General features: G+C 62.0%; 19 protein-coding genes. 10 read left to right on the top strand and 9 right to left on the bottom strand.

Features of this window, described 5'->3' with window-relative positions:
- Nucleotides 1-79: 79 nt before the first annotated feature.
- Together ASD83_RS11235 and ASD83_RS11230 are read right to left on the bottom strand one after the other, a co-directional pair.
- A complete protein-coding gene (locus ASD83_RS11235; protein ID WP_056310881.1) occupies nucleotides 80-1,984 on the bottom strand; it encodes a bifunctional sugar phosphate isomerase/epimerase/4-hydroxyphenylpyruvate dioxygenase family protein in 1,905 nt (634 codons plus the stop codon).
- 348 nt (nucleotides 1,985-2,332) lie between these two features.
- Nucleotides 2,333-3,013: a TetR/AcrR family transcriptional regulator gene (locus ASD83_RS11230; RefSeq protein WP_056310878.1), complete on the bottom strand. Its 681-nt coding sequence runs from the start codon at nucleotides 3,011-3,013 to the stop codon at nucleotides 2,333-2,335.
- Nucleotides 3,014-3,168: 155 nt separating this feature from the next.
- On the opposite strand from ASD83_RS11230, the gene ASD83_RS11225 reads away from it, so the two are divergent.
- Nucleotides 3,169-4,089 carry a shikimate dehydrogenase gene (locus ASD83_RS11225; RefSeq protein ID WP_320409104.1) on the top strand — a complete coding sequence of 307 codons (921 nt, stop codon included), beginning with the start codon at nucleotides 3,169-3,171 and terminating at the stop codon, nucleotides 4,087-4,089.
- Here the strand turns inward: ASD83_RS11225 and ASD83_RS11220 are convergent.
- Entirely contained in the window at nucleotides 4,080-4,763 is a 684-nt protein-coding gene (locus ASD83_RS11220) for a GntR family transcriptional regulator (protein ID WP_056312335.1), read from the bottom strand. The two genes, ASD83_RS11225 and ASD83_RS11220, sit on opposite strands and share 10 nt — an antisense overlap.
- A gap of 200 nt (nucleotides 4,764-4,963) precedes the next feature.
- Here ASD83_RS11220 and dctP point away from each other — a divergent pair, with 200 nt between their 5' ends.
- From dctP to ASD83_RS11200, 4 genes are all read left to right on the top strand, one after another.
- On the top strand, nucleotides 4,964-5,944 hold the full coding sequence (gene dctP, locus ASD83_RS11215) for a TRAP transporter substrate-binding protein DctP (RefSeq protein ID WP_056310876.1): 981 nt from the start codon (nucleotides 4,964-4,966) through the stop codon (nucleotides 5,942-5,944).
- A gap of 84 nt (nucleotides 5,945-6,028) precedes the next feature.
- Nucleotides 6,029-6,547: a TRAP transporter small permease gene (locus ASD83_RS11210; RefSeq protein ID WP_056310874.1), complete on the top strand. Its 519-nt coding sequence runs from the start codon at nucleotides 6,029-6,031 to the stop codon at nucleotides 6,545-6,547.
- Nucleotides 6,544-7,854 (top strand): TRAP transporter large permease, encoded by a 1,311-nt coding sequence (locus ASD83_RS11205; RefSeq protein ID WP_056310872.1) that lies wholly within the window; start codon nucleotides 6,544-6,546, stop codon nucleotides 7,852-7,854. The genes ASD83_RS11210 and ASD83_RS11205 overlap by 4 nt, the downstream gene beginning before the upstream one ends.
- Entirely contained in the window at nucleotides 7,851-8,282 is a 432-nt protein-coding gene (locus ASD83_RS11200) for a type II 3-dehydroquinate dehydratase (RefSeq protein ID WP_056310870.1), read from the top strand. The genes ASD83_RS11205 and ASD83_RS11200 overlap by 4 nt, the downstream gene beginning before the upstream one ends.
- 173 nt (nucleotides 8,283-8,455) lie before the next feature.
- Here ASD83_RS11200 and ASD83_RS11195 read toward each other — a convergent pair whose 3' ends face one another.
- The 4 genes from ASD83_RS11195 to ASD83_RS11180 all read right to left on the bottom strand — a co-directional run bounded on the left by ASD83_RS11195 (nucleotide 8,456) and on the right by ASD83_RS11180 (nucleotide 14,103).
- Nucleotides 8,456-9,355 (bottom strand): dihydrodipicolinate synthase family protein, encoded by a 900-nt coding sequence (locus ASD83_RS11195; protein ID WP_056310868.1) that lies wholly within the window; start codon nucleotides 9,353-9,355, stop codon nucleotides 8,456-8,458.
- A 132-nt stretch (nucleotides 9,356-9,487) separates the two neighbouring features.
- Nucleotides 9,488-11,218 (bottom strand): L-arabinonate dehydratase, encoded by a 1,731-nt coding sequence (araD, locus tag ASD83_RS11190; RefSeq protein WP_056310866.1) that lies wholly within the window; start codon nucleotides 11,216-11,218, stop codon nucleotides 9,488-9,490.
- A gap of 101 nt (nucleotides 11,219-11,319) precedes the next feature.
- Entirely contained in the window at nucleotides 11,320-12,600 is a 1,281-nt protein-coding gene (locus ASD83_RS11185) for a Gfo/Idh/MocA family oxidoreductase (RefSeq protein ID WP_056310864.1), read from the bottom strand.
- Between the two features lie 174 nt (nucleotides 12,601-12,774).
- Nucleotides 12,775-14,103: an MFS transporter gene (locus ASD83_RS11180; protein ID WP_056310862.1), complete on the bottom strand. Its 1,329-nt coding sequence runs from the start codon at nucleotides 14,101-14,103 to the stop codon at nucleotides 12,775-12,777.
- A gap of 202 nt (nucleotides 14,104-14,305) precedes the next feature.
- On the opposite strand from ASD83_RS11180, the gene cyoA reads away from it, so the two are divergent.
- From cyoA to ASD83_RS11155, 5 genes are read left to right on the top strand one after another with little or no spacing between them, the layout of a single operon-like run.
- Complete coding sequence (gene cyoA / locus ASD83_RS11175) at nucleotides 14,306-15,496, top strand: ubiquinol oxidase subunit II (protein WP_056310860.1); 1,191 nt, start codon at nucleotides 14,306-14,308, stop codon at nucleotides 15,494-15,496.
- A complete protein-coding gene (gene cyoB / locus ASD83_RS11170) occupies nucleotides 15,493-17,490 on the top strand; it encodes a cytochrome o ubiquinol oxidase subunit I (RefSeq protein ID WP_056310858.1) in 1,998 nt (665 codons plus the stop codon). The genes cyoA and cyoB overlap by 4 nt, the downstream gene beginning before the upstream one ends.
- A 1-nt stretch (nucleotide 17,491) precedes the next feature.
- Entirely contained in the window at nucleotides 17,492-18,121 is a 630-nt protein-coding gene (gene cyoC, locus ASD83_RS11165) for a cytochrome o ubiquinol oxidase subunit III (protein ID WP_056310855.1), read from the top strand.
- Nucleotides 18,118-18,534 (top strand): cytochrome o ubiquinol oxidase subunit IV, encoded by a 417-nt coding sequence (cyoD, locus tag ASD83_RS11160; protein ID WP_413813497.1) that lies wholly within the window; start codon nucleotides 18,118-18,120, stop codon nucleotides 18,532-18,534. The genes cyoC and cyoD overlap by 4 nt, the downstream gene beginning before the upstream one ends.
- 4 nt (nucleotides 18,535-18,538) lie before the next feature.
- Nucleotides 18,539-19,249, top strand: a complete 711-nt coding sequence (locus ASD83_RS11155; RefSeq protein ID WP_200946501.1) for an SURF1 family protein — start codon at nucleotides 18,539-18,541, stop codon at nucleotides 19,247-19,249.
- On the opposite strand, the gene ASD83_RS11150 is transcribed toward ASD83_RS11155, so the two are convergent.
- Nucleotides 19,246-20,592: a sensor histidine kinase gene (locus ASD83_RS11150; protein ID WP_056310853.1), complete on the bottom strand. Its 1,347-nt coding sequence runs from the start codon at nucleotides 20,590-20,592 to the stop codon at nucleotides 19,246-19,248. The genes ASD83_RS11155 and ASD83_RS11150 overlap by 4 nt on opposite strands.
- Entirely contained in the window at nucleotides 20,589-21,257 is a 669-nt protein-coding gene (locus ASD83_RS11145) for a response regulator transcription factor (protein ID WP_056312329.1), read from the bottom strand. Before ASD83_RS11145 ends, ASD83_RS11150 begins: the two co-directional genes overlap by 4 nt.
- Nucleotides 21,258-21,480 lie beyond the last annotated feature (223 nt).

Below are 21,480 nucleotides of genomic sequence, written 5' to 3'. Positions count from 1 at the left end.
GTCGTGGCATTGTAGCGTGGTGCCACGCCCTCGTGGTTCGAGGCCCTCGGGCAAGCCCGAGGGCACCTCACGATGAGGGCTACTGGGGGATGACGTAGCTAACCCGCGGCATCTCCGCTGGCCGGATTGCCCGCTTTTGTGCGGCGATGCGGAATGGCGCGTTGACGGCGCCATAGCCGGCATAATTGCCGCGGCGTTCGACGATCTCGAAAAAGAAGCCTTCGCCAAAACTCTGGGCGTAAATCTGGAAATATTCGCCGCCAGCGTCGCGATCATAAAGCAGGTTGTTGGCGGCGAGGCGGGCGATCGTTTCGGCATCCAGCCCAAGCCGGGCTTCGAGATCGGAATAGTAGTTCTTCGAAATTTCGAGCACCGGCAGTCCACTCGCCTTGAGCGCTGCGGCGGTCGCAAAGATGTCACTCGAGGCAAAGGCGATGTGCTGGACGCTGGAGCCAAAAGTTTCGGCGATGAAGTGGCCGGCGAGCGTCCGATGGCTTTCCGCGCCGTTGAGCGTCAGCCGCAATTCGCCCTCGGGGCTTTCGATGACCTGGCTGCGGACGAGGCCCGAGGGATCGACGACGTCGACCATGGGGCCTTTGTCGACGACGAAAATGGAGCGGTAGAAGAGGATCCAGGTGAGCATCTCTTCGTAGTTCATCGTCTGGGCGATGTGATCGAAATGAGTGAGGCTGGCGCCTGCGGTGGTCGTGGCGTCGGGCTTGAATTCCACGTCCCAGACTTTGGCGAGATCGGGCTGATCGTCGAGGAAATAGAGGACGCCCCCGCCGATGCCACGAATGGCGGGGATGGTCAGTTCGCCGGGATTGACGCGCTGGGCGAAGGGCTGCGCGTCGAGCGCCTTGGCGCGGGCGAGCGTCGCGGCGGCGTTGTCCACTTTGAGGCCCATGGCATAGGCTGACATGCCGTGGGTGAGATAGGCGGCGTGGGCGAGGCCTTCGCGCTCGGTGTTGACGATGATGTTGATGTCGCCCTGGCTGAAGCGCTCGACGCTTTTGCTGCGATGTTTTCCGGTGCGGGCAAAGCCCAATCGGCCGAGCATGGTGCGCAGGGTTTCGGCTTCGGTTTCGTCGGCGGTGAATTCGACGAAGCTGACCCCTTTCACCTTTACGCGCGGCGGCAGTACATCGGCTGCGGGCACCACGGCTGGCTCGGCCTCGCGCACCTGATCCATCAGGAACACGAGCGAGCGATGGCCATCGAGGGCAATGGTCCGCGGCGAGCCTGATCGGAACTGGTCGTTAAAAATCTCGAGCGAAAGCGGGCCATTGTAGCCGGTCGCGGCGACGGCGCGGGCGAAATCGACAACGGGCAGGTCGCCTTCGCCCGGCATATTGCGGAAGTGTCGGCTCCAATAAAGGAGGTCCATATCGAGCGCCGGGGCATCGGCGAGCTGGACGATGAAAATCTTGTCGCCGGGAATGGAGCGGATGGTATCGGGGTCGATTTTTCGCGAGAGGGAATGAAAGCTGTCGAGGATCAGGCCGACATTGGGGTGGTCGGCACGACGCACGATCTCCCAGGCGTCGCGATGGTCGCAAACGTGGCGGCCCCAGGCGAGGGCCTCGTAGCCGACCTTTAAGCCGCGCTTGGCGGCCCGTTCGCCCAGCTCGCGAAAATCGGCGGCGGCGCGGTCGATGCCGCCGAGGGCAGCGGGGGCGATGCTGGAACAGACGAGCATGAGTGGGGCGCCGAGCTCTTCCATCAGGTCGAATTTGCGTTCGGCGCGTTCGAATGCCTGTTGGCGCTGCGGTTCGGGCAGGCCCTCAAAATCGCGGAATGGCTGGAAGAGGGTGATGTCGAGGCCCAGGTCGGCGACCATCTTCCGCACTTCGGCGGGGCTGCGGTCATAGGCCAAAAAGTCGTTCTCAAAGATTTCGACGCCGTCGAAGCCCGCGGCGGCAATGGCCTCCAGTTTTTCCCGCAGATCGCCGCTGATCGAGACAGTCGCAATCGAGGTCTTCATGGGCAAATTCCTGAACGAACTAGTTCGTACAAAATAAAGGCGCGAGGGGCATCGGTCAATTGGGCGTTAGGGGAGATGGGAAGAGGTCGGGAGGCTGGGAGGCTGGGAGGCTGGGAGGCTGGGAAGCTGGGAAGCTGGGAAGGCAGGGAAGGAAGGCAGGGAAGGAAGGCAGGGAAGAAGAAGGAAGAGGGCCAGCGAGTAGCCCTCATGGTGAGGTGCTTTGCAGAGCAAAGCCTCGAACCACGGGGGCGTGCCCCGGTGCCTCAATGCCACGTCCTCGTGGTTCGAGGCTACGCTGCGCTTCGCACCTCGCCATGAGGACTACTTGGGCGGTCGCGAAAGGGGCGCCTAAGCCACCGCCTCAGGCTTCGCCACAAAGCGCAGGACCATTTCAACCGTGTTGGCTTTCAACCGCACCTGCGCGTCGTCGGCGCCGAAATCGCGGCCGAAGAGCTGCGAAAAGGTCGCGCGGTTGGAGACGTTGAAAAAGCAGAGGGCGGAAATTTGCCAGTGGATTTCGAGGGGGTCTAGGCCTTCGCGGAATTGGCCTTCCCTAAGGCCGCGTTCGTAGAGGTCGCCAATATGGGCGATGGCGGTCACATTGAGGTCGCGCACGAGACTCGAGCGCGCCAGGAAGGTGCCGTGATGGATGTTTTCGATCATCACCATGCGGATGAAATCCTCATGCTGGTGATGGTGCTCGAAGGTGAATTCGACGAGGCGTTTGAGGCCTTCCACGGGCGAGAGACCGGCAATGTCGAGCTTGGCTTCGCCTTCGCGCACTTCGGCATAGGCGTTTTCTAGGGCGGAGAGGTAGAGCCCTTCTTTGTCGCCAAAGTAGTAGTAGATCATGCGCTTACTCGAGCGCGTCTTCGCGGCGATTTCGTCGATGCGAGCGCCGGAGAGGCCGTTGAGCGCAAATTCCTGGCTCGCCACTTCGATGATGTTCTGGCGCGTCCCTTCGGGGTCCTGCTGGCGCGTGGGTACCTTGCGTCCGGCCTTGGCGATCGGGGCCTCGGAATCTGACATGGACGCACGCCTTTCTGCTCGCTCCCCAGAATTGACTAAACTAACCAGTTCGTACATTGTGGGGCAAATCGCCTGAGATCGTTTGTAGCGGCGAGGCGAGCACGAAAACAAGAGCGGAAGGGTTTTGAAAACCCGCGCTTGAGGGAGCAGGACCTTTGCCCAGTCACAATGATCGCGTGCGCGAAGCCCTGGCGCGTGTCGAGGGCGAACGTGCCGCTACAGCCAATGCCGGGGCGGGCGTGCGAATCGGGCTGCTGGGGCGCGGTATCGGCGCCTCGCTAACCCCGATCATGCACGAGGCCGAAGGCCGGCGGCTGGGTCTCGATTATCGCTATGATCCCATTGATTTCGATAAGCTGGGCCTTGAGGACGCAGATCTCGGCGCCATGCTCGAAGCGGTGCGCGAGCGCGGGTTTCGCGGGGTCAATGTCACCTATCCCTTCAAGCAGGCGATCATTCCGCTGCTCGACACTCTCTCGGGCGAGGCCTCGGCCATCGGGGCGGTGAATACCGTTGTCTTTTCCGAGCGCGGGACCGAGGGGCACAATACCGATTGCTATGGCTTTGCCCAAAGCCTGCGGCAGGGGCTCGGCGTCGTGCCCGTTTCGCGCGTGGTGCAGATTGGTGCCGGCGGGGCCGGGGCGGCGGTGGCTCAGGCGCTGGCGGAGCTGGGGGCGATGGAGATCGATATCGTCGATGTCGATACTTCGCGGGCACAAGCGCTGGCGGCGCAGGTGGCATCGGCCAATGGCACGCTTACGCGGGCGATGACGCCGGAGCGGCTGGCCGAGGTGATCGAAGAGGCGTCAGGGGTCGTCAATGCCACCCCGGTCGGTATGGAAAAGCTGCCGGGCCTGCCGTTCGATCCCGGCCTGCTGCAACCCCATCAATGGGTGGCCGATATCATCTATTTTCCGCGCGAGACCGCGCTTGTTCGCCAGGCGCGGGACATTGGCTGCCGGGTGCTGCCGGGCGGCGGTATGGCGGTTTATCAGGCGGTGCGGGCGTTTCAGCTGTTTTCCGGGCGCGAGCCGGACCCTTTGGAAATGGCCAAGACCTTCGCCGCTTACGCCTGAGCGCTGAGGCGGCCGGTTCCCAGCACATGTTCGACGCCGCGATTGACGTGGCTGGCCAGCATGGCGAGCGCGCCATCGATATCGCGCGATAACGCCAGCTCGAACATGGCCCTGTGATCGTTCACTACGCCGGCCCCGCGAAAGCTGACGGCCAGCATGTGGTAGCGGAGGAACCGGTCAAAGATCGCGGCGTGGAGATCGAGCAGGGCCTTTGAGCCGCAGGCCGAGATCAGCGCATTGTGGAAGGCGAAATCGTAGCGCACCCAATCGCTGGTGCTCCGGGATTCGCCGGCCAGCAGCTGCTTTTCGATGGTGGCGAGCTTGTAATGCGCGGCAACGACGCGCCCTTCCCATTCGAGATCGCCCCGGCCAAACGAGAGTTGCAGCGCATGGCTTTCGAGCAGCAGGCGAAGGTCGGCGATTTCCCGCAGGTCGGCTGCGGTGGCTGGGGCGACCACGAACCCCTTCTGCCCCTCGGCAATCACCAGGTCTTCGCTTGCCAGCCGGTTGAGGATTTCGCGCAGCGTGCTGACGCCCACGCCATACGTCTCGCGCAGCGGCTCGAGTTTGAGTTTTTGCCCCGGCGCCAGGCGGCAGGCGATGATATCGGCGCGGAGGCGCAGATAGGTGGCTTCGCCGATTGTCTGCTCGTTTTCGACTTCTGGTCCGGCCATCATCACGCGTCTGGTAAAATTAGGAATATCTGATATATACAAAATCCAATGACGAAATGAAAGAGACCTGAACAAAGAGTCTCAGTCGTGGTTGACATGAACGTACTAGTTCGTACAAAGTGACGGCAAGCCGATGGAGAGGACCATTGGCCGTCCCGGACAATCCGGAACGGGGGTGTTCCCCAAGGGAGGAATAAGACATGAACCTTTCGCTTTCGCGCCGCGCCCTTATGGTCGGCGGGCTTCTGCTGGCTGCCGCCATGCCGGCCATGGCCCAGGACAAGCCCGTGCTGCGCTTTTCCGCCGTGTTTTCCGAGCAGGATATCCGCGCTGAGATGACCCAGCTATTGGCCTCGCAGATCGCCGATATCGCCACGCTCGAACCCTATTATGGCGGCAACCTGTTCAAGCAAGGCACCGAGCTCGTCGCGCTGCAGCGCGGCAATCTCGAAATGGGCAATATCGCCCCGCAGGATATTTCCAACCAGATCCCGGCCTGGTCGGTGCTGACCTCGGCCTATCTCTTCCGTGACGCGGATCACCTGCGCACGTTCTTCGACAGCGATGTCGGCGCCGAGTTCAAGGCCATGGCCGAAGAGCAGCTTGGCATCCACATTCTCGGGCCGACCTACTTTGGCGCGCGCCAGGTGGGCCTGACCACCGACAAGGAAATCAAGACGCCGGCCGATATGGCGGGCATCAAGCTGCGCATGCCCGGGGGCGATGCCTGGCAGTTCCTCGGTTCTTCGCTCGGCGCCAATCCGACGCCCATGGCCTATGCCGAGGTTTATACCGGCCTCCAGACCGGCGCCATCGACGGCCAGGACAATCCGCTGCCCAACGTTGAAAACATGAAGTTTTATGAAGTGATGGACCAGATCGTCCTCACCTCGCACCTCGTGGGTTTTGATCTTCTGGTGATTTCCAAGACGGCCTGGGATGCGATGACGCCGGAACAGCAGACGGCTTTCGCCGCCGCCGCTACCCAGGCCATCGACTTCAGCCAGAAGGCACACCTCGATCGTGAAGCCGCGCTGGTGGAACAGTTCAAGGGCGCTGGCCTTGCCATCAACACGCCCGATGTCGATGCTTTCCGTGCCCATGCGCAAAAAGTCTATCTCGATAGCGATCTGGCCAAGGATTGGCCGGAAGGTGTCGTCGATCGCATCAACGCGCTCTAAAACTGTCCTCCGCAGGGGCGGCGCTTTACGGCGCCGCCTCACCTGACATGCGCTGGTCGCCAAGATCGGCTGCGGGAGCCCACCATGCCCTCCTCATTAAAACCAATTGGCCGGTGGCTTTACGCCCGCGCCGAGAACCTGCTTGCGGCCATGCTGGCGACCATGTTCGTGGTCTTCATCATCCAGATCGTCTTCCGCTATCTGCTGAACCTGCCGATTGGCTGGACGCATGAAATCAGCGTCATGATGTGGCTCTGGATGGTGCTGTTCGGCACTGCCTTTGTCGTGCGCGACAGCGAGGAAATCCGCTTCGATATTCTCTACAGCGCCGCCGGGCCGCGCCTGCGCCGCGCCATGGTGCTGGCGAGTTCCCTGTCTTTGGTCGTGCTGTTCACGATCTCGCTGCCGGCGGTCATCGACTACATCGCCTTCATGAAGGTCGAGAAGACGGCGTATCTGAAAATCCGCTTCGACTACCTCTATTCCATCTACGGCATCTTCGCGGTCGCCATGATCGTGCGCCAGCTTTACCTCGCCTGGCAGGCGGTCTGGGGCCGGAACGCGGATGAGTTCGACCACACCAAGGCGAGTTCCGGCATATGACGATTTCCCTCGCCTTCGGGCTGTCGCTGGGGCTGCTCACAGTTCTGGCCTTTCTCGGCCTGCCCATGGGCCTCGCCATGATCTGCGGGTCCGTGCTCTATCTTTTCATGCGCGGACAGGATCCCGGCATCATCGCCGAGCAGTTCCTCAATGGCATGTATTCCAACTACATCATGCTGGCCGTGCCGCTGTTCATTCTCGCGGCCGAGATCATGAATTCGGGCACGCTGTCCGACCGGTTGCTGAAGTGGTGCGACGCTCTCGTCGGCCGCTTCCGTGGCGGGCTGGCGCAGGTCAATGTGCTGCAATCGATCGTCTTTGCCGGCATGTCCGGCTCGGCCGTGGCTGACGCTGCCGGCTCGGGCAAAATGATGCAGCATATGATGACCAAGGACGGGAAATATACCCCCTCCTATGCGGCCGCGCTCACCGCCGTGACGGCCGTGATCGGGCCGATCATTCCGCCCTCAATTCCCATGGTGCTCTATGCGCTCGTCGCCGATACGTCCATCGGTTACCTGTTCCTCGCTGGCGTCGTGCCGGGCCTTCTTATGGCCGGGGTGATGATGGTGCAGATCGCCATCACCGCGCGGGTGAAGGATTTTCCGGTCGAGGAGCCGGTGCCGTTCCGCAAACTCCCCCGCATGACCTGGGAAGCGCTGCCGGTGCTCTTCATGCCGGTGGTGCTGATGTATGGCATCTATGGCGGCATCACCACGCCGACCGAAGCCGCCGCCGTCGCCGCCGCCTATGCGCTGCTGGTTTCGGCCTTCATCTACCGCGCAGTCAAGGCGCCGGAACTCTATCAATCGGTGCTCACCAGCGCCAAGACCACGGCTTCGATCGGCATGCTGATCGCGGGGGCGCTGGTGTTCAACTATGTCGTCACCGTCGAGAACATTCCGCGCACCATCAGCGCCATCCTGCTCTCGTGGGACCTCAACCCGGTCACCTTCCTCATCATCGTCAACATCATCCTCCTTATCCTCGGCTGCGTGCTGGAGGGGACGACGATTCTGCTGGTCATCGTGCCGGTTCTGATCCCGACGGCGCAGGCGCTGGGTATCGATCTCGTGCACTTTGGCGTCGTGGCGGTGGTCAATATCATGCTGGGGCTGATTACCCCGCCCTATGGATTGCTGCTGTTCATCATGACGCGAATATCGGGCTCGCCCATGCGCGCCATCATCGGCGATGTCATGCCCTTCCTCTGGACGCTGATCGGCGCGCTCATCGTCTTCACCTTCGTGCCCGAAACGGTGCTGTGGCTGCCGCGTATGTTCGGCTATGTGGGCGTGGCGCCATGAAGCCGATTTATGTTCTGAACGGGCCCAACCTCAATCGCTTGGGCAAGCGTGAGCCGCATATTTACGGGACCACCACGCTCGCCGAGATCGAGGAGAATTGCCGGAAGATCGTTGGCGACCGCCCGCTGATCTTCCGGCAGACGAACAGCGAGGAAGCGCTGATCAACCTCGTGCACGAGGCGATCGACGAGGGCGCCGGGATTGTCATCAACCCCGCTGCCTTCACCTTCACCTCGCTGGCGCTGCTCGATGCGCTCAAAATGTTCGAGGGGCCGGTGATCGAGCTGCATATTTCCAACATCCACAAGCGCGAGCAGATCTATCACAAGTCCTATGTGTCGATGCGCGCCGATGCGGTCATCGCGGGGCTTGGAGCGTATGGGTATGAGGCGGCGCTGGTGGCGTTGTTGCGGTTGGTGGGGGACTGACAAGAACTCAGCGCTTGTGACTCCACCCCCTCCCTCCTCCCCCATCTAGGGGGAGGTGTCCCATCGAGTGTGGGGCTAGATCCGTGTCAAAATCACCGGCCCGGCACCTCCCCCTTGATGGGGGAGGATGGGAGGGGGTGATCGGCAATAGGTGGAGACTCGGTCGGTCTCCCTCAGTGCAACCCATTCTCCGCAATAAACGCCTCGAGCTTATCCTGCTGCGCCTTGGTCAGCGGCCAGGCGGATGGCGCTCTTGTTGGCCCGCAATCCCGACCCAGCGCCTGCAATGCCGCTTTCACCCCGGTCACATTGGTGCCGTTCATCTCCTCGGCGCGGATGTCCTCAAACGCCTTCATGCCGGCGATGAGCTTATTCGCGCTGACATAATCGCCGTTATCAAGGGCGGCGTGAATGGCGAGGGAGCGCTCGGGCCAGACGTTGATGAGGCCGGAGGTAAAGCCCCGCGCGCCGACGGCGTAGAGCGCAGGGGCCCAGACTTCGGCGAGGCCGCCGACCCAGACGATTTCGGGATTACATGCAGCTTTCGCCTCGGCCAATTTCAGCGGATTGGGCGTCGCCCATTTCACGCCTTTTACGCCCGGCACGGCGCAGAGGTCGGCAATGGCTTTGGTGCCGATGGCGTCGTTGCGCAGGTATAGCATCATCGGCAATCCGCCCGAGGCGTCAGCGATGGCCTTCAGATAGTCGACCACGCCGCGCGGGGCGACGAAGGGGTCGGGCGGCTGGTGCACCATGAGCGCGGTGGCACCGGCATTGGCCGAGGTTTTTGCGAGGGCCTGAGCATCGCGGATGCCGCGGCCGACACCGGCCAGCACCGGGGCGCGACCGGCAACGAGATGGACCACCTCCCGCACCATGGTGGAAGCTTCCTCGGTCGTCAGCGCATAGAACTCGCCGGTATTGCCATTGACCACCGGCATGTGGAGGCCGGCGCCGAGCGCGCGGTCCAGCACGGGCACCAGCTTTTGCGGAGCCACATCGCCGTTCTCGTCATAGGGCGTGACGAGAATGCCGGAAATGCCGGTCAGGGCCCTGTCGAGCGTGCGGGTCATTTTTTGGTCCTTTTCGGTTTCCCTAAACTCAATTGTCACCCCGGCGAAGGCCGGGGCCCATCCTGAGATCTCGAGATGGGTCCCGGCCTTCGCCGGGATGACAGCTGGTGTTTGGCGAGGTGTGTTGCCTGCCTAATAAATATCCGGCTCACCCGCCGCCGCCCCAAACCCGCGTTCCAAAAAGTCGAAGTCGCAGCCCTTGTCGGCCTGAGTGACGTGTTTGGAATACATCCAGCCCCAGCCGCGCTCGAAGCGCGGCGCAGGGGGCGTCCAGGTGGCGCGGCGGCGTTCGAGTTCATCCTCGGCGACCAGCATGTCGAGACGGCGATTGTCGAGGTCGAGTTTTATGATGTCGCCCGTACGCAGCAGCGCCAGCGGGCCGCCGATATAGGATTCCGGCGCAACATGGAGCACACAGGCGCCATAAGAGGTGCCGGACATGCGGGCATCCGAGATGCGCAACATGTCGCGGAAGCCCCTCTTAATGAGCGCTTTCGGGATGGGCAGCATGCCCCATTCCGGCATGCCGGGGCCGCCGAGGGGGCCGGCATTGCGGAGGACCAGCACGTGGTCGGGCGTCACATCAAGATCTTCGTCGTCGATGGCGGCTTTCATCTCGGCATAGGAATCGTAGACCAGCGCCGGGCCCTGGTGCGAATAATATTTCGGGTCGCAGGCTGCCGGTTTGATCACCGCGCCATCGGGGCAGAGATTGCCACGCAGCACCGCTAATGAACCCTCGTGATAGACCGGGTTCGAGAGCGGGCGGATCACGTCGTCATTATAGACCACGGCGCCTTCGAGGTTTTCGCCCAGCGTCTTGCCGTTCACCGTAACGGCGCCCAAATGCAGCCGATCCGTAATCTGGGTCATCAGCGCGCGGAGGCCACCGGCAAAATAAAAGTCCTCCATCAGATAGCTTTGGCCATTGGGCCGGACATTGGCGAGGAGCGGGGTGCTGCGGCCGAGCGCATCGAGATCGTCGAGCGAGAGTTCGACGCCCGCGCGGCGGGCCATGGCGATCAGGTGCACCACGGCATTGGTCGAGCAGCCCGTGGCCATGGCGACGATAGCGCCATTGCGCACCGCAGCTTCGGTGACGATGTGGGCGGGGGTACAATCTTCCCAGGCCATGTCGACGATGCGCCGGCCGCAATCGGCGGACATGCGCTGATGGGCGGAATCGACGGCGGGGATCGAGGAGGCGCCGGGCAGGGTGAGCCCCATGGCATCGACGATGGCGGTCATCGTGGACGCCGTGCCCATGGTCATGCAGACGCCGGCCGAGCGCGCGATGCCGCCTTGCAGGCCTTGCCATTGCTCATCGGTGACATTGCCGGCGCGGCGTTCGTCCCAATATTTCCAGGCGTCGGAGCCTGAGCCCAGCGATTTTCCCGCATAATTGCCGCGCAGCATCGGGCCGGCGGGCAGGTAGATCATCGGCACATTGGCTGATATGCCGCCCATGACGAGGCCGGGGGTGGTCTTGTCGCAGCCGCCCATCAGCACCACGCCATCGAGCGGGTGCGAGCGGATGTTTTCCTCCGCTTCCATCGCCAAGAGGTTGCGGTAGAGCATGGAGGTGGGTTTGGTGAAACTCTCGTCCACCGAGAGCGTCGGCAGTTCGACGGGGAAACCGCCGGCTGCCAACACGCCGCGCTTCACCGCCTCGACGCGTTCGGGAAAATGGCTGTGGCAGGCGTTGAGTTCGGACCAGGTGTTGAGAATGCCAATGATCGGCTTGCCCATGAAATCGGCTTCCGAATAGCCCAGCTGCATCAGCCGCGAGCGGTGCCCAAAGCTCCTGAGATCATCCGGCGCGAACCAGCGCGCCGAACGCAGCTCACCAGCAGTCTTGCGCATGGCCTTCTCCTCCTCGGGGCCTGACCGCCAGCATTTTCACCCATTCTCCCTATGGGCACACTCAATGCTGGCAGTCTGCTAACCAAATCGTCCCTTTGAGGTCAGAGTTTGACCAGCGTCCGCACGTCGACCGGCAGGCCAGTCGCAAAAGACTGGTTCGCGGCGATGCCGGTCAGGATCGAGAGCGCACCATCGCGATGGTTGGCGCCATAGCCCGGGCGTGGCGTGGCATTGCCGAAGATTTCCTCAAGCATGATCTTGTCGCCGCCGCCATGGCCGCCTTCGCCAGCTGGAACGTGAACCACGCGAGATTCGCCGTGCAGCGGGAAGTGGTAGAGATCGACGCCCTTGGCCGCGCCCTCTGCGGTCGAGGTCGAGCCGGCATTGATATAGGAGGTTTCGCGCACCATCAGTTCCAGGCGCCCGCCGGTGCCGTTGATGGCGACGTTAAAACCTTCCCAGGGGGCATAGGCATAGAGCGAATAGGTCATCACCGCCTTGTTGCGGTAGCGGACCATGACATTCATCGTGTCTTCGATGGAGATGCCGTCACCAAAGACGTTCTGGTCGCGCTGATAGCCGTCTTCCTTCTCGGCGTCCCAATAGAGCGCCTTCTGCGTCGGGGTGGACGTGAGGTCGATGGCAAAGGGGTCGTTCTTCGCCGCTTCGACGCCGGTTGTGCGGGTATAGGGCGTGAAGACGCCGCGTTCCTCGGCATTGGCGCGACCGTAGAATTTGAGGTCGCCCATGGCAAAAACCGTATCGGGCTGGCTGCCGAGCCAGAAATTGACGAGGTCGAAATGGTGGGTGGACTTGTGGACCATCAGGCCGCCGGAATTGCGCTTGTCGCGGTGCCAGCGGCGGAAATAGTCGGCGCCGTGGCGGGTGTCGAGCAGCCATTCGAAGTGGATCGAGGTCGGGGTGCCGATGGCGCCTTCGGCGATCAGTTCGCGCAGGGCCGAATTGTGCGGGGCATAGCGATAGTTGAAGGTGACGCGGACATTCCGGCCGGTGCGCTCGACGGCGTCGAGGATTTCCTGGCACTTTTCCTTGTCCACCGTCATCGGCTTTTCGGTGATCACGTCGCAGCCCAGTTCCATGGCGCGAATGATGTAGCGATGATGGGTGCGGTCAACCGAGGTGACGATGACGAAATCGGGCTTTTCGGCCGCGATCATCTTTTCGAAGTCGTTGGCCTTATAGGTCGGCACGGCCTGGCCGCCCAGCTCTTCGACGAAGAGGCGATTGGTATAGTCCATGCGGGTCTGGTTGGTGTCGCAAAGGGCGACGACGCGCGAATTGTCCTTGTGGGGTCCGAGGATGGCCTCGTAGAACATCCTGGCCCGTCCGCCCGTGCCCACGATTGCATAAGTCTTGGCCATTTCCGCTCCTCGCATGCCAGCAAAACCACGGCGTGATGACTCATCTTTTCGCCGCGCGGTTACATGTACCATACAAGATTGACGGCGTGCACTGGTTCTTTTGTCGAGGTGCAAAAAAGACGAAGCGCGCGACCATGGGGGTGGTCGCGCGCCTGATTAGCTCTGCACGAACAATTAGTTGGTGCGGGCGAGGTGGCGGTTGAAATAGAGCGCCACCAGCGTGCAGACGGCGCCCGAGAGCAGATAGGCGCCCGAGGAAATGAGGCCAAAATTGCTCGACAGCAGCAGCGCCACGAGCGGCGCGAAGCCGGCGCCGAAGAGCCAGGCGAGGTCGGAGGTGAGCGCCGAGCCGGTATAGCGATAAAGGCGGGTAAAGTTGGCGGCGACGACACCTGACGACTGACCAAAGGAGACGCCGAGGAGCGCAAAGCCGATGATCATGTAGATGGTTTCGCCGGTCTGGCCCGCGCCAAGCAGGAGCGGAGCGAAGATGCTGAAGACGCCGATGGCGGCGGCGGAATAGCCGAGCAACCGGCGACGGCCGATGCTGTCGGCGAGATAGCCCGAGAGCACTACGGCGACGAGGCCGACGCAGGCGGCCGCAATCTCGATGACGAGGAAATTGGCCGGCACTTCCTGAGTGTAAAGGAACACATAGGAGAGCGGGAACACGGTCACCATGTGGAAGAGGGCGAAGCTCGCCAAGGGCGCGAAAGCACCGATGACGATATTGCGCCAGTCATTGCTGATGGTTTCGCGCAGCGACGAGGGCTCGAGTTCGCCGCTTTCGAAGAGATGGGTGTATTCGGGCGTGACCACGATGCGGAGGCGCGCGAAGAGCGCCACGATGTTGATGGCGAAGGCGACGAAGAAGGGATAGCGCCAGCCCCAGCCGAGGAAATCTTCAGCCGAAAGAGCCCAGGAGAGATAGGCAAAGAGCGCTGATGCAACGATAAGGCCGATGGGGGCGCCGAGTTGGGGCACCATGGCGAACCAGCCGCGCTTTTGTTGCGGCGCATTGAGCGCAAGGAGCGAAGCCAGACCATCCCAGGTGCCGGCGAGGGCGAGGCCCTGGCCGATGCGGAAGATCACGAGAATAGCCACGGCGAGCCAGCCGACCTGATCGTAACTGGGCAGGAACGCGGTGGCGACGGTCGAGACGCCGAGCAGCATCAGCGCGATAGTCAACTTGACGCCGCGGCCATAGCGGCGATCGACGGCGAGGAAGATCGCCGTGCCGATGGGGCGGGCGACGAAGGCCAGAGCAAAGACCGCAAAGGAGAGGAGCGTGCCGGTCAGCGGATCGGCGAAAGAGAAGATGAGACTCGGGAAAACCAGCACCGAAGCGATGGCATAGACGAAGAAATCGAAGAACTCGGAGGTGCGACCAATAATCACACCGATGGCGATCTCGCCGGCATCGACCGGCCGGTGCCCGGAATGCAGCTGGCGCGCATCGTGTTCGGCTGAGGTCTCAGGGACGTGGGGAGTGGAGGCGGCCATGTCGCTAAGCTCCTGGCATTATTGACGTTCTGTGCCGCGCCTGGGGAAGTGAGTGAAGGCGGCCAGTGGTCCGCAGCGGACCGGTTTGAACCTGTCTTGCATCAAAGAGAGTGCGCTTACGAGTGGACAAAATGTCCGATGGCGCAGAGGGTGCCAGAAGAGTAGTCCGCAAACCAGCGCAGTCTTCCTCCCAAGGGCCGCAATGTCTCGTTTTGCCAAACTTCTTTTCGTGCCTCTCGTGGCGCCACTTCTGGCCGGTTGCAATGCCGTGGTGCTGGCGCCGGCGGGCGATATCGCCGTGCAGCAGCGTGATCTCATCATCATCGCAACGGTGCTCATGCTGCTCATCATCATTCCGGTAATGGTGCTGGTCGTGCTGTTTGCGCGCAAATACCGGAAGGGCAACAATGCCCAATATGAGCCGAACTGGGATCATTCGACCCAGCTCGAACTGGTCATCTGGTCGGCGCCCCTCGCGATCATCATCTGCCTTGGCGCGGTGACCTGGGTTTCGACGCACCTGCTCGATCCCTATCGCCAGCTCGGGCGCCTCGGTCCGGACCGGCCGGTGGTCGCCGAAGTCGAGCCGCTCGAAGTGGAGGTCGTGGCGCTCGACTGGAAGTGGATGTTCATCTACCCCCAATATGACATTGCGACGGTCAACGAGTTGGTGGCGCCGGTCGATCGGCCGATCGAGTTCAAGCTGACCGCCTCGAGCGTGATGAACTCGTTCTATATCCCCGCGCTTGCCGGCCAGATCTATGCCATGCCGGGCATGCAGACGCGGCTTCATGCCGTGGTCAACGAGCCGGGCACCTATAAGGGCATTGCGGCCCATTATAGCGGCCATGGTTTCTCGGGCATGCATTTCGCCTTCAAGGGCGTCAGCAATGCCGAATTCGATACCTGGCTTGCCGATGTTCGCACTTCGCCCGATATGCTCAACCGCCAGCGCTATCTCGAAGTCGAAAAGCCGACCGAGAATGTGCCGGTGATGCATTTTGCCGGCGTCGAAAGCGGTCTCTATACCGCCATCCTCAACATGTGCGTCGAGCGCGACAAGATGTGCGTGAGCGAGATGATGTCGATCGACCAGCAGGGCGGGCTCGGCCATGCCGGTGTCAACAATCTGGCGCCCGAGCTTTACGGCGGCGGTGAACGTAATCGCTCGCCCTTTGGTCCGCAAAAGACCTATGTCGCGGCCATCTGCTCGACGGACGAAGCCATTGCCATGACCGCGAAGCTTCCGGCCCTCAAGGCGCCGAACGCTGCGCCGCTGGTCGGCAAGGGTCTGACCCGTCCCGAAATGGTCGCGCAGAGCAATGCGCCCGCGCTTGACTGGCTCGCCGGCAAGCTCGCCTTCAACCAAAACACCCCGGCTGACGCGCTATGACAAACGAATTCTGGTCCTTCATCTTCGGGCGCCTCACCTGGGACGTCCTGCCGCTGCATGAGCCGATCGTGGTCATCACCTTCGTCGTCGTGGCTATCGGCGGCCTCGCTGTCCTCGGCGCGCTGACCTATTTCAAGCTCTGGGGTTATCTCTGGAAAGAGTGGTTCACCAGCGTCGATCACAAGAAGGTCGGCATCATGTATATGGTGCTCGGCATTGTCATGCTGCTGCGCGGCTTTGCCGATGCGTTGATGATGCGCCTCCAACAGGCCATCGCCTTCAACGGCTCGGAGGGTTATCTCAACGCCCACCACTATGATCAGCTGTTTTCCGTACACGGCGTGATCATGATCTTCTTCGTGGCCATGCCGCTGATTACCGGCTTCATGAACTATGTGGTGCCGCTACAGATCGGGGCGCGCGATGTCAGCTTCCCGTTCCTCAACAATTTCTCGTTCTGGATGACGGCCGGCGGCGCTGTGCTCGTCATGATGAGCCTTTTCGTCGGCGAATTTGCACAGACCGGCTGGCTCGCCTTCCCGCCACTGTCGGGGATCGAGCATTCACCGGCCTCGGGCGTCGATTATTATATATGGGCGCTACAGGTGGCGGGCGTGGGGACGACCTTATCAGGCGTCAACCTGATCGCGACCATCATCAAGATGCGCGCGCCGGGCATGAGCCTGATGAAGATGCCGGTCTTCACCTGGACCTCGCTCTGCACCAACGTGCTGATCGTTGCGTCCTTCCCGATCCTGACCGCCGTTCTGACGCTCCTGGCGCTCGACCGCTATGTCGGCACCAACTTCTTTACGTCCGACTTCGGCGGCAGCCCGATGATGTATATCAACCTCATCTGGATCTGGGGCCATCCGGAGGTCTACATCCTGATCCTGCCGTGCTTCGGCATCTTCTCGGAAGTCGCCTCGACGTTTTCGAGCAAGCGGCTCTTTGGCTACACGTCCATGGTCTATGCGACCGTCGTGATCACGGTGCTGTCCTATCTCGTCTGGCTGCACCACTTCTTCACCATGGGGTCGGGCGCGAGCGTCAATTCGTTCTTCGGCATCACCACGATGATCATCTCGATCCCGACGGGGGCGAAAATCTTCAACTGGCTCTTCACGATGTATAAGGGTCAGATACGCTTCGAGCTGCCGATGATGTGGCTCATTGCCTTCATGCTCACCTTCACCATCGGTGGCATGACCGGCGTGCTGCTCGCCGTGCCGCCGGCCGATTTCGTGCTGCACAATTCGCTGTTCCTCGTCGCGCACTTCCACAACGTCATCATCGGCGGCGTGCTGTTCGGCATTTTTGCCGGCATCAACTACTGGTGGCCCAAGGCGTTCGGCTACAAGCTCAACGAATTCTGGGGCAAGATTTCGTTCTGGCTCTGGAATGTCGGCTTCTGGCTGGCTTTCGGCCCGCTCTATGTGCTTGGCCTCATGGGCGTCACACGGCGTCTGCGCACGTTCGACGATCCATCGCTGCAAATCTGGTTCATCATCGCGGGCATCGGCGCACTGGTGATCGCGGGCGGCATCGGCGCCATGCTGATCCAGTTCGCCGTGTCGATCCTTGGCAAGAACAAGGAATGGGACACGACGGGCGATCCGTGGAATGGGCGTACGCTCGAATGGGCGACCTCCTCGCCGCCGCCGCAGTACAACTTCGCCTTCACCCCGGTCATTCATGACAATGACGCCTGGGCGGACATGAAGAACAGGCACGCGCAGCGGCCGACCAAGGGTTTTATGGAAATCCATATGCCGCGCAATACCGCTACGGGGATCGTCCTTGCCGGTCTCAGCGTCGTGCTCGGCTTTGCCCTGATCTGGTACATGTGGTGGCTCGCCATCCTGAGCTTCGTGGCGCTGATCGGCGCGGCCATCATCCACACATTCAACTATGACCGCGACTACTACATCCCGGTCGAGGCCGTTGCCGAGGTCGAAGACACCCGTACGCGCCTTTTGAGCGGAGCCCGCTAAGATGAGTTCGAACGCAACGACCGCTGAGGGCGACGCCCCGCAGTTCTACGAGCTGGTGCCGCATCACCACGCGCCGCATGGCTCGACCCAGATCGGCTTCTGGATCTACCTGATGAGCGATTGTCTCATCTTCGCCTCGCTCTTTGCCATCTATGGCGTGCTCGGCGGCAATTTTGCCGCCGGCCCGTCGCCGGTGCACCTGTTCAACCTGCAACTGGTGGCGGTCAGCACCGGCGCGCTGCTGCTCAGCTCGATCACCTATGGCTTTGCCATGCTCGACATGGACGAAGGAAAGAAGACCGGCACGCTGGTCTGGCTGGTGATCACCGGCCTTCTGGGTGCGGTGTTTCTGGGGCTGACGCTCTATGAATTCTACCACATGATCCACGAAGGCGCGGTGCCGCAGCGTTCGGCCTTCCTCTCCGCCTTTTTCGTGCTGGTGGGCACCCATGCTCTCCACGTCACCTTCGGCATTCTCTGGCTCGTGACCCTTCTGGTGCAGATCGGGGCCAAGGGCCTGATCCCGGCCAACAAGATCCGCGTGCAGTGCCTGTCGATGTTCTGGCACTTCCTCGACGTCATCTGGATCGGCGTCTTCACTGTGGTCTATCTCATGGGGATGCTGCGATGAGCGCTTCGACCTCCAACGACACGTTGACACCCTCGCAGATGGCTCATGCCCATCCCAATCCCGAGGTGCATGGCGACGGACACGATCACGGCACGCGCCGCACCTATCTGATCGGCTTTGCGCTCTCAGTCATCCTGACCGCCATTCCGTTCTGGCTGGTGATGAACAATGTCATTGCCGACACCACGATCGCGACGCTGGTGATCATGGCTTTCGGCGTGGTGCAGATCTTTGTGCACATGGTCTACTTCCTCCATATGAATACCAAGTCCGAGGGCGGCTGGACGATGATGGCGGCGATTTTCACCATCATCGTCATCGTCATTGCCCTGTCGGGCTCGCTCTGGGTGATGTTCCACCTCAATACCAATATGATGCCGGGCCATATCATGAACCCGGCAGACCTGATCTGACGCCGTGACGAAGCGGGAAGGGCAGGGGCGTTCCTTCGGGCTTATTGCCTTTGCCGCTTTCGCTGCGGTCTGTGCCCTCGGTTTTGGCGGGCTCGGCGTGTGGCAGGTCGAGCGGCTCGCCTGGAAGAACGGGCTTGTCGCGGCGGTAGAAGCCCGCAGCACCGCCACCCCGCTCGATCTCAACGAGGCCGATTGGGACGGGATCGATCCCGAAGCGAGCGAATATCAACGGGTTTCGGCCAGCGGCCGGTTCGCGGGCGGCGATACACTGAGCCAGGCTGTCACGGTCTATGGCGGCGGTTTCTGGGTGATGACGCCGCTAGCGCTTGCCGATGGCCGGGCGGTGCTTATCAACCGCGGGTTTGTCACGGCAGCGCAGCGCGACGCGGGGATCGAGCGGCCCGGCGCGGTGGTGAGGGTCAGCGGGCTCCTGCGGGCGAGCGAGCCGGATGGTGGGTTCTTGCGCAGCAACGATCCGGAGGCGGGCCGCTGGTATTCGCGCGATGTCGCCGAAATCGGCGCAGCCAGTGGCCTCGACAATCTCGCGCCGTTCTTTGTCGATGCCGACGCCGGTGATGCCGCCTATCCGATCGGCGGGCTCACCGTGCTCACCTTCTCGAACAATCACCTCGTTTATGCGCTGACCTGGTTCGGCCTGACGCTGCTCTCGCTCTTTGCGCTCTATTGGCTGCTTAGGGATCGTCTCCGGCGCTAGGCCTTTATGACCGGCAGGCTGATCTCGAAAAGCGCGCCCCCTTGCGGCGCCGTCGCGACGCTCACCTTGCCGCCGTGGCGCTTGATGATGTCGTAGACGAGACTCAGGCCGAGGCCGGCGCCGTTGGGCGATTGCGACAGGCGGTGGAAGGGCCAGAAGATTTCTTCGCGGTGCTCGGGGTCCACGCCCGGCCCATTGTCCGAAACGCAGACGCGGCCATCGGTATTGACCTCGACGCGGATATTCACCGCCGGGCCGCCATGCGACATGGCGTTGAGGACGAGATTGGCGAGGGCGCGGGAAAGCGCGGAGGCATCGCCCTTCACCTCGACCGGTTTTTTGGGGGCGACGAATTCGATATCGCAGCCGGCATCGATGGCGAGCGGGGCGAGATCGGCAGTGACCTGGGCCGAGATATCGACGAGGTCGACGGTCTCAAAACTGTCGGGCGAGAGCGCCAGGCGATGGAGATCGAGCAATTCGTTGGCCATGCCGCCGAGCCGCGCGGAGTCGCGCTGCAGCTGGCGCTTGTCGGGGCCGTCGGGCAGCGATTCAAGCCGGGTCTGGAGGATGGCGATGGGTGTGCGCAGTTCGTGTGCCGCGTCGGCAAGAAAGCGCCGCTGGCGGGCGATGCCGCTATCGAGGCGATCGAGCGCTTCATTGAAGGCGCGCACCAGGGGGATAAGCTCGACTGGCACATTCTCGTAGGACAGGCGCACATCGCTCTGGCCGATATCGATCTGTTCGGCGTCCCGCGCCACCTGCTCGACGCCGAGCAGGGAGCGGCGGATAAGCGGCGGAATGGTCAGCAGCGTTGTCGCGGACAGGAGGATGATCAGGCCGATGAACATCGGATTGCCAAAAGCCTTGCCGACCACGCTGAAATTGACGGCCGGGCCACCACCCGTCATCACCCATAAGCGACCCATGTTGGAATTGCGGGTCCGGACGATGGCATAGGGGCTTTTGGAATCGCCGAAATCGGTGAAGTTGGCCGAGGAGACATGGACGAGGTTTTGCGGGAAGAGATTGACCGGGGCCGGCACATTGCCGCGTCTGAGGATATTGCTTTGCGCATCGACCATGATGAACCAGAAGTCGGGATAGGCCTCGATGATCTCCTCTAGATCGGAACTGGGTTTGAGGGAAAAACTGCCGTCGTCCATGCGCTCGGCCGAGGCGATGATGTCATCGACGACGCCTTCATCGAGCCCCTGCTGGGCACTGATGACGAGAACAAAAGGCACGACGGCGAGCAGCGTGAAGCCGACAAGCACCATGATCTGGATGGTAATGAGGCCGCGCGAGAGAACCCGGCGCAGCGAGAGCGGCCGATGCTTCATGATGTGGCCCGCAGGAGATAGCCGATCCCCCTGATGCTGTGAATCTCGACATTGGCAGGCGCCAGTTTGCGCCGCAGGCGCGAAATATGGGCGTCGAGCGTGTTGGAGGCGATTTCGTCGTCAAAACCATAGACGGCTTCTTCGAGCGCGGAGCGGGCGACGGTGCGGCCGGCGCGGCGCACCAGAACTTCGAGGGCCAGCACTTCGCGGCGGGTCAGCGTCATCGGCTCGCCCGCGGCGGTCGCGGTGCCATCGCCGAGATTGAAGGTGAGCTTGCCAACGGTAATGCCCATGTCCGCGATCATGGCCGGGCGGCGCATCAGGGCGCGGATACGGGCGACGAGTTCATCGACGACGAAGGGTTTGGCGAGGTAATCGTCGGCGCCGGTTTCAAGGCCCTCGATGCGATGTTCGGGCGAGCCGAGGGCGGATAGCACGATGATCGGAAGCCCGGCCTGGGCCCGGCGCAATTGCGGAATGATCGTCAGGCTGTCGCCGTCGGGCAATTTGCGATCGAGAACCGCGATCGAATGAACGGCGTTTTCGACCGCTTCGAGCGCCATTTCCAGGGTCGAAACATGATCGACCAGAATGTCGTGGCGCTCGAGAGCACTGATCAACGCCCGAGCCAGATCGAGCTCGTCCTCCACTAAAAGTATACGCATGGTTACCTCATCATGGATGGGGTTATGTCTGACAATGATTGCCATTGCATTGCGCGGACTTTGCAGTTTCGCAATGTTGCGGCAATATGGACAATGGAAAAGGAGCCCAATGCGAGCATTTTGACCCCGCGGTGGCCGGCTTTCCGGACCTTGCGCCAATCCTGGACTGGATACAGCCTTGGCCGATAGTGTGCGACACCAGCGCAGGACGATGCCGCCCTCG

The organism is Devosia sp. Root685, assembly GCF_001427875.1.
Lineage (GTDB): Bacteria > Pseudomonadota > Alphaproteobacteria > Rhizobiales > Devosiaceae > Devosia.
The sequence above is the reverse complement of the archived record's forward strand: the minus strand, read 5'-3'. Positions and strand labels throughout refer to the sequence as shown.

Coding starts and splice junctions, on each gene's coding strand:
- ASD83_RS11180 (WP_056310862.1), bottom strand. CDS start 14,103: ATGGCCGCCTCCACTCCCCACGTCCCTGAGACCTCAGCCGAACACGAT.
- cyoB (WP_056310858.1), top strand. CDS start 15,493: ATGACAAACGAATTCTGGTCCTTCATCTTCGGGCGCCTCACCTGGGAC.
- ASD83_RS11210 (WP_056310874.1), top strand. CDS start 6,029: ATGCCCTCCTCATTAAAACCAATTGGCCGGTGGCTTTACGCCCGCGCC.
- araD (WP_056310866.1), bottom strand. CDS start 11,218: ATGCGCAAGACTGCTGGTGAGCTGCGTTCGGCGCGCTGGTTCGCGCCG.
- ASD83_RS11150 (WP_056310853.1), bottom strand. CDS start 20,592: ATGAAGCATCGGCCGCTCTCGCTGCGCCGGGTTCTCTCGCGCGGCCTC.
- ASD83_RS11205 (WP_056310872.1), top strand. CDS start 6,544: ATGACGATTTCCCTCGCCTTCGGGCTGTCGCTGGGGCTGCTCACAGTT.
- ASD83_RS11185 (WP_056310864.1), bottom strand. CDS start 12,600: ATGGCCAAGACTTATGCAATCGTGGGCACGGGCGGACGGGCCAGGATG.
- ASD83_RS11230 (WP_056310878.1), bottom strand. CDS start 3,013: ATGTCAGATTCCGAGGCCCCGATCGCCAAGGCCGGACGCAAGGTACCC.
- dctP (WP_056310876.1), top strand. CDS start 4,964: ATGAACCTTTCGCTTTCGCGCCGCGCCCTTATGGTCGGCGGGCTTCTG.
- ASD83_RS11220 (WP_056312335.1), bottom strand. CDS start 4,763: ATGGCCGGACCAGAAGTCGAAAACGAGCAGACAATCGGCGAAGCCACC.
- cyoA (WP_056310860.1), top strand. CDS start 14,306: ATGTCTCGTTTTGCCAAACTTCTTTTCGTGCCTCTCGTGGCGCCACTT.
- ASD83_RS11235 (WP_056310881.1), bottom strand. CDS start 1,984: ATGAAGACCTCGATTGCGACTGTCTCGATCAGCGGCGATCTGCGGGAA.
- ASD83_RS11145 (WP_056312329.1), bottom strand. CDS start 21,257: ATGCGTATACTTTTAGTGGAGGACGAGCTCGATCTGGCTCGGGCGTTG.
- ASD83_RS11200 (WP_056310870.1), top strand. CDS start 7,851: ATGAAGCCGATTTATGTTCTGAACGGGCCCAACCTCAATCGCTTGGGC.
- ASD83_RS11195 (WP_056310868.1), bottom strand. CDS start 9,355: ATGACCCGCACGCTCGACAGGGCCCTGACCGGCATTTCCGGCATTCTC.
- cyoC (WP_056310855.1), top strand. CDS start 17,492: ATGAGTTCGAACGCAACGACCGCTGAGGGCGACGCCCCGCAGTTCTAC.
- cyoD (WP_413813497.1), top strand. CDS start 18,118: ATGAGCGCTTCGACCTCCAACGACACGTTGACACCCTCGCAGATGGCT.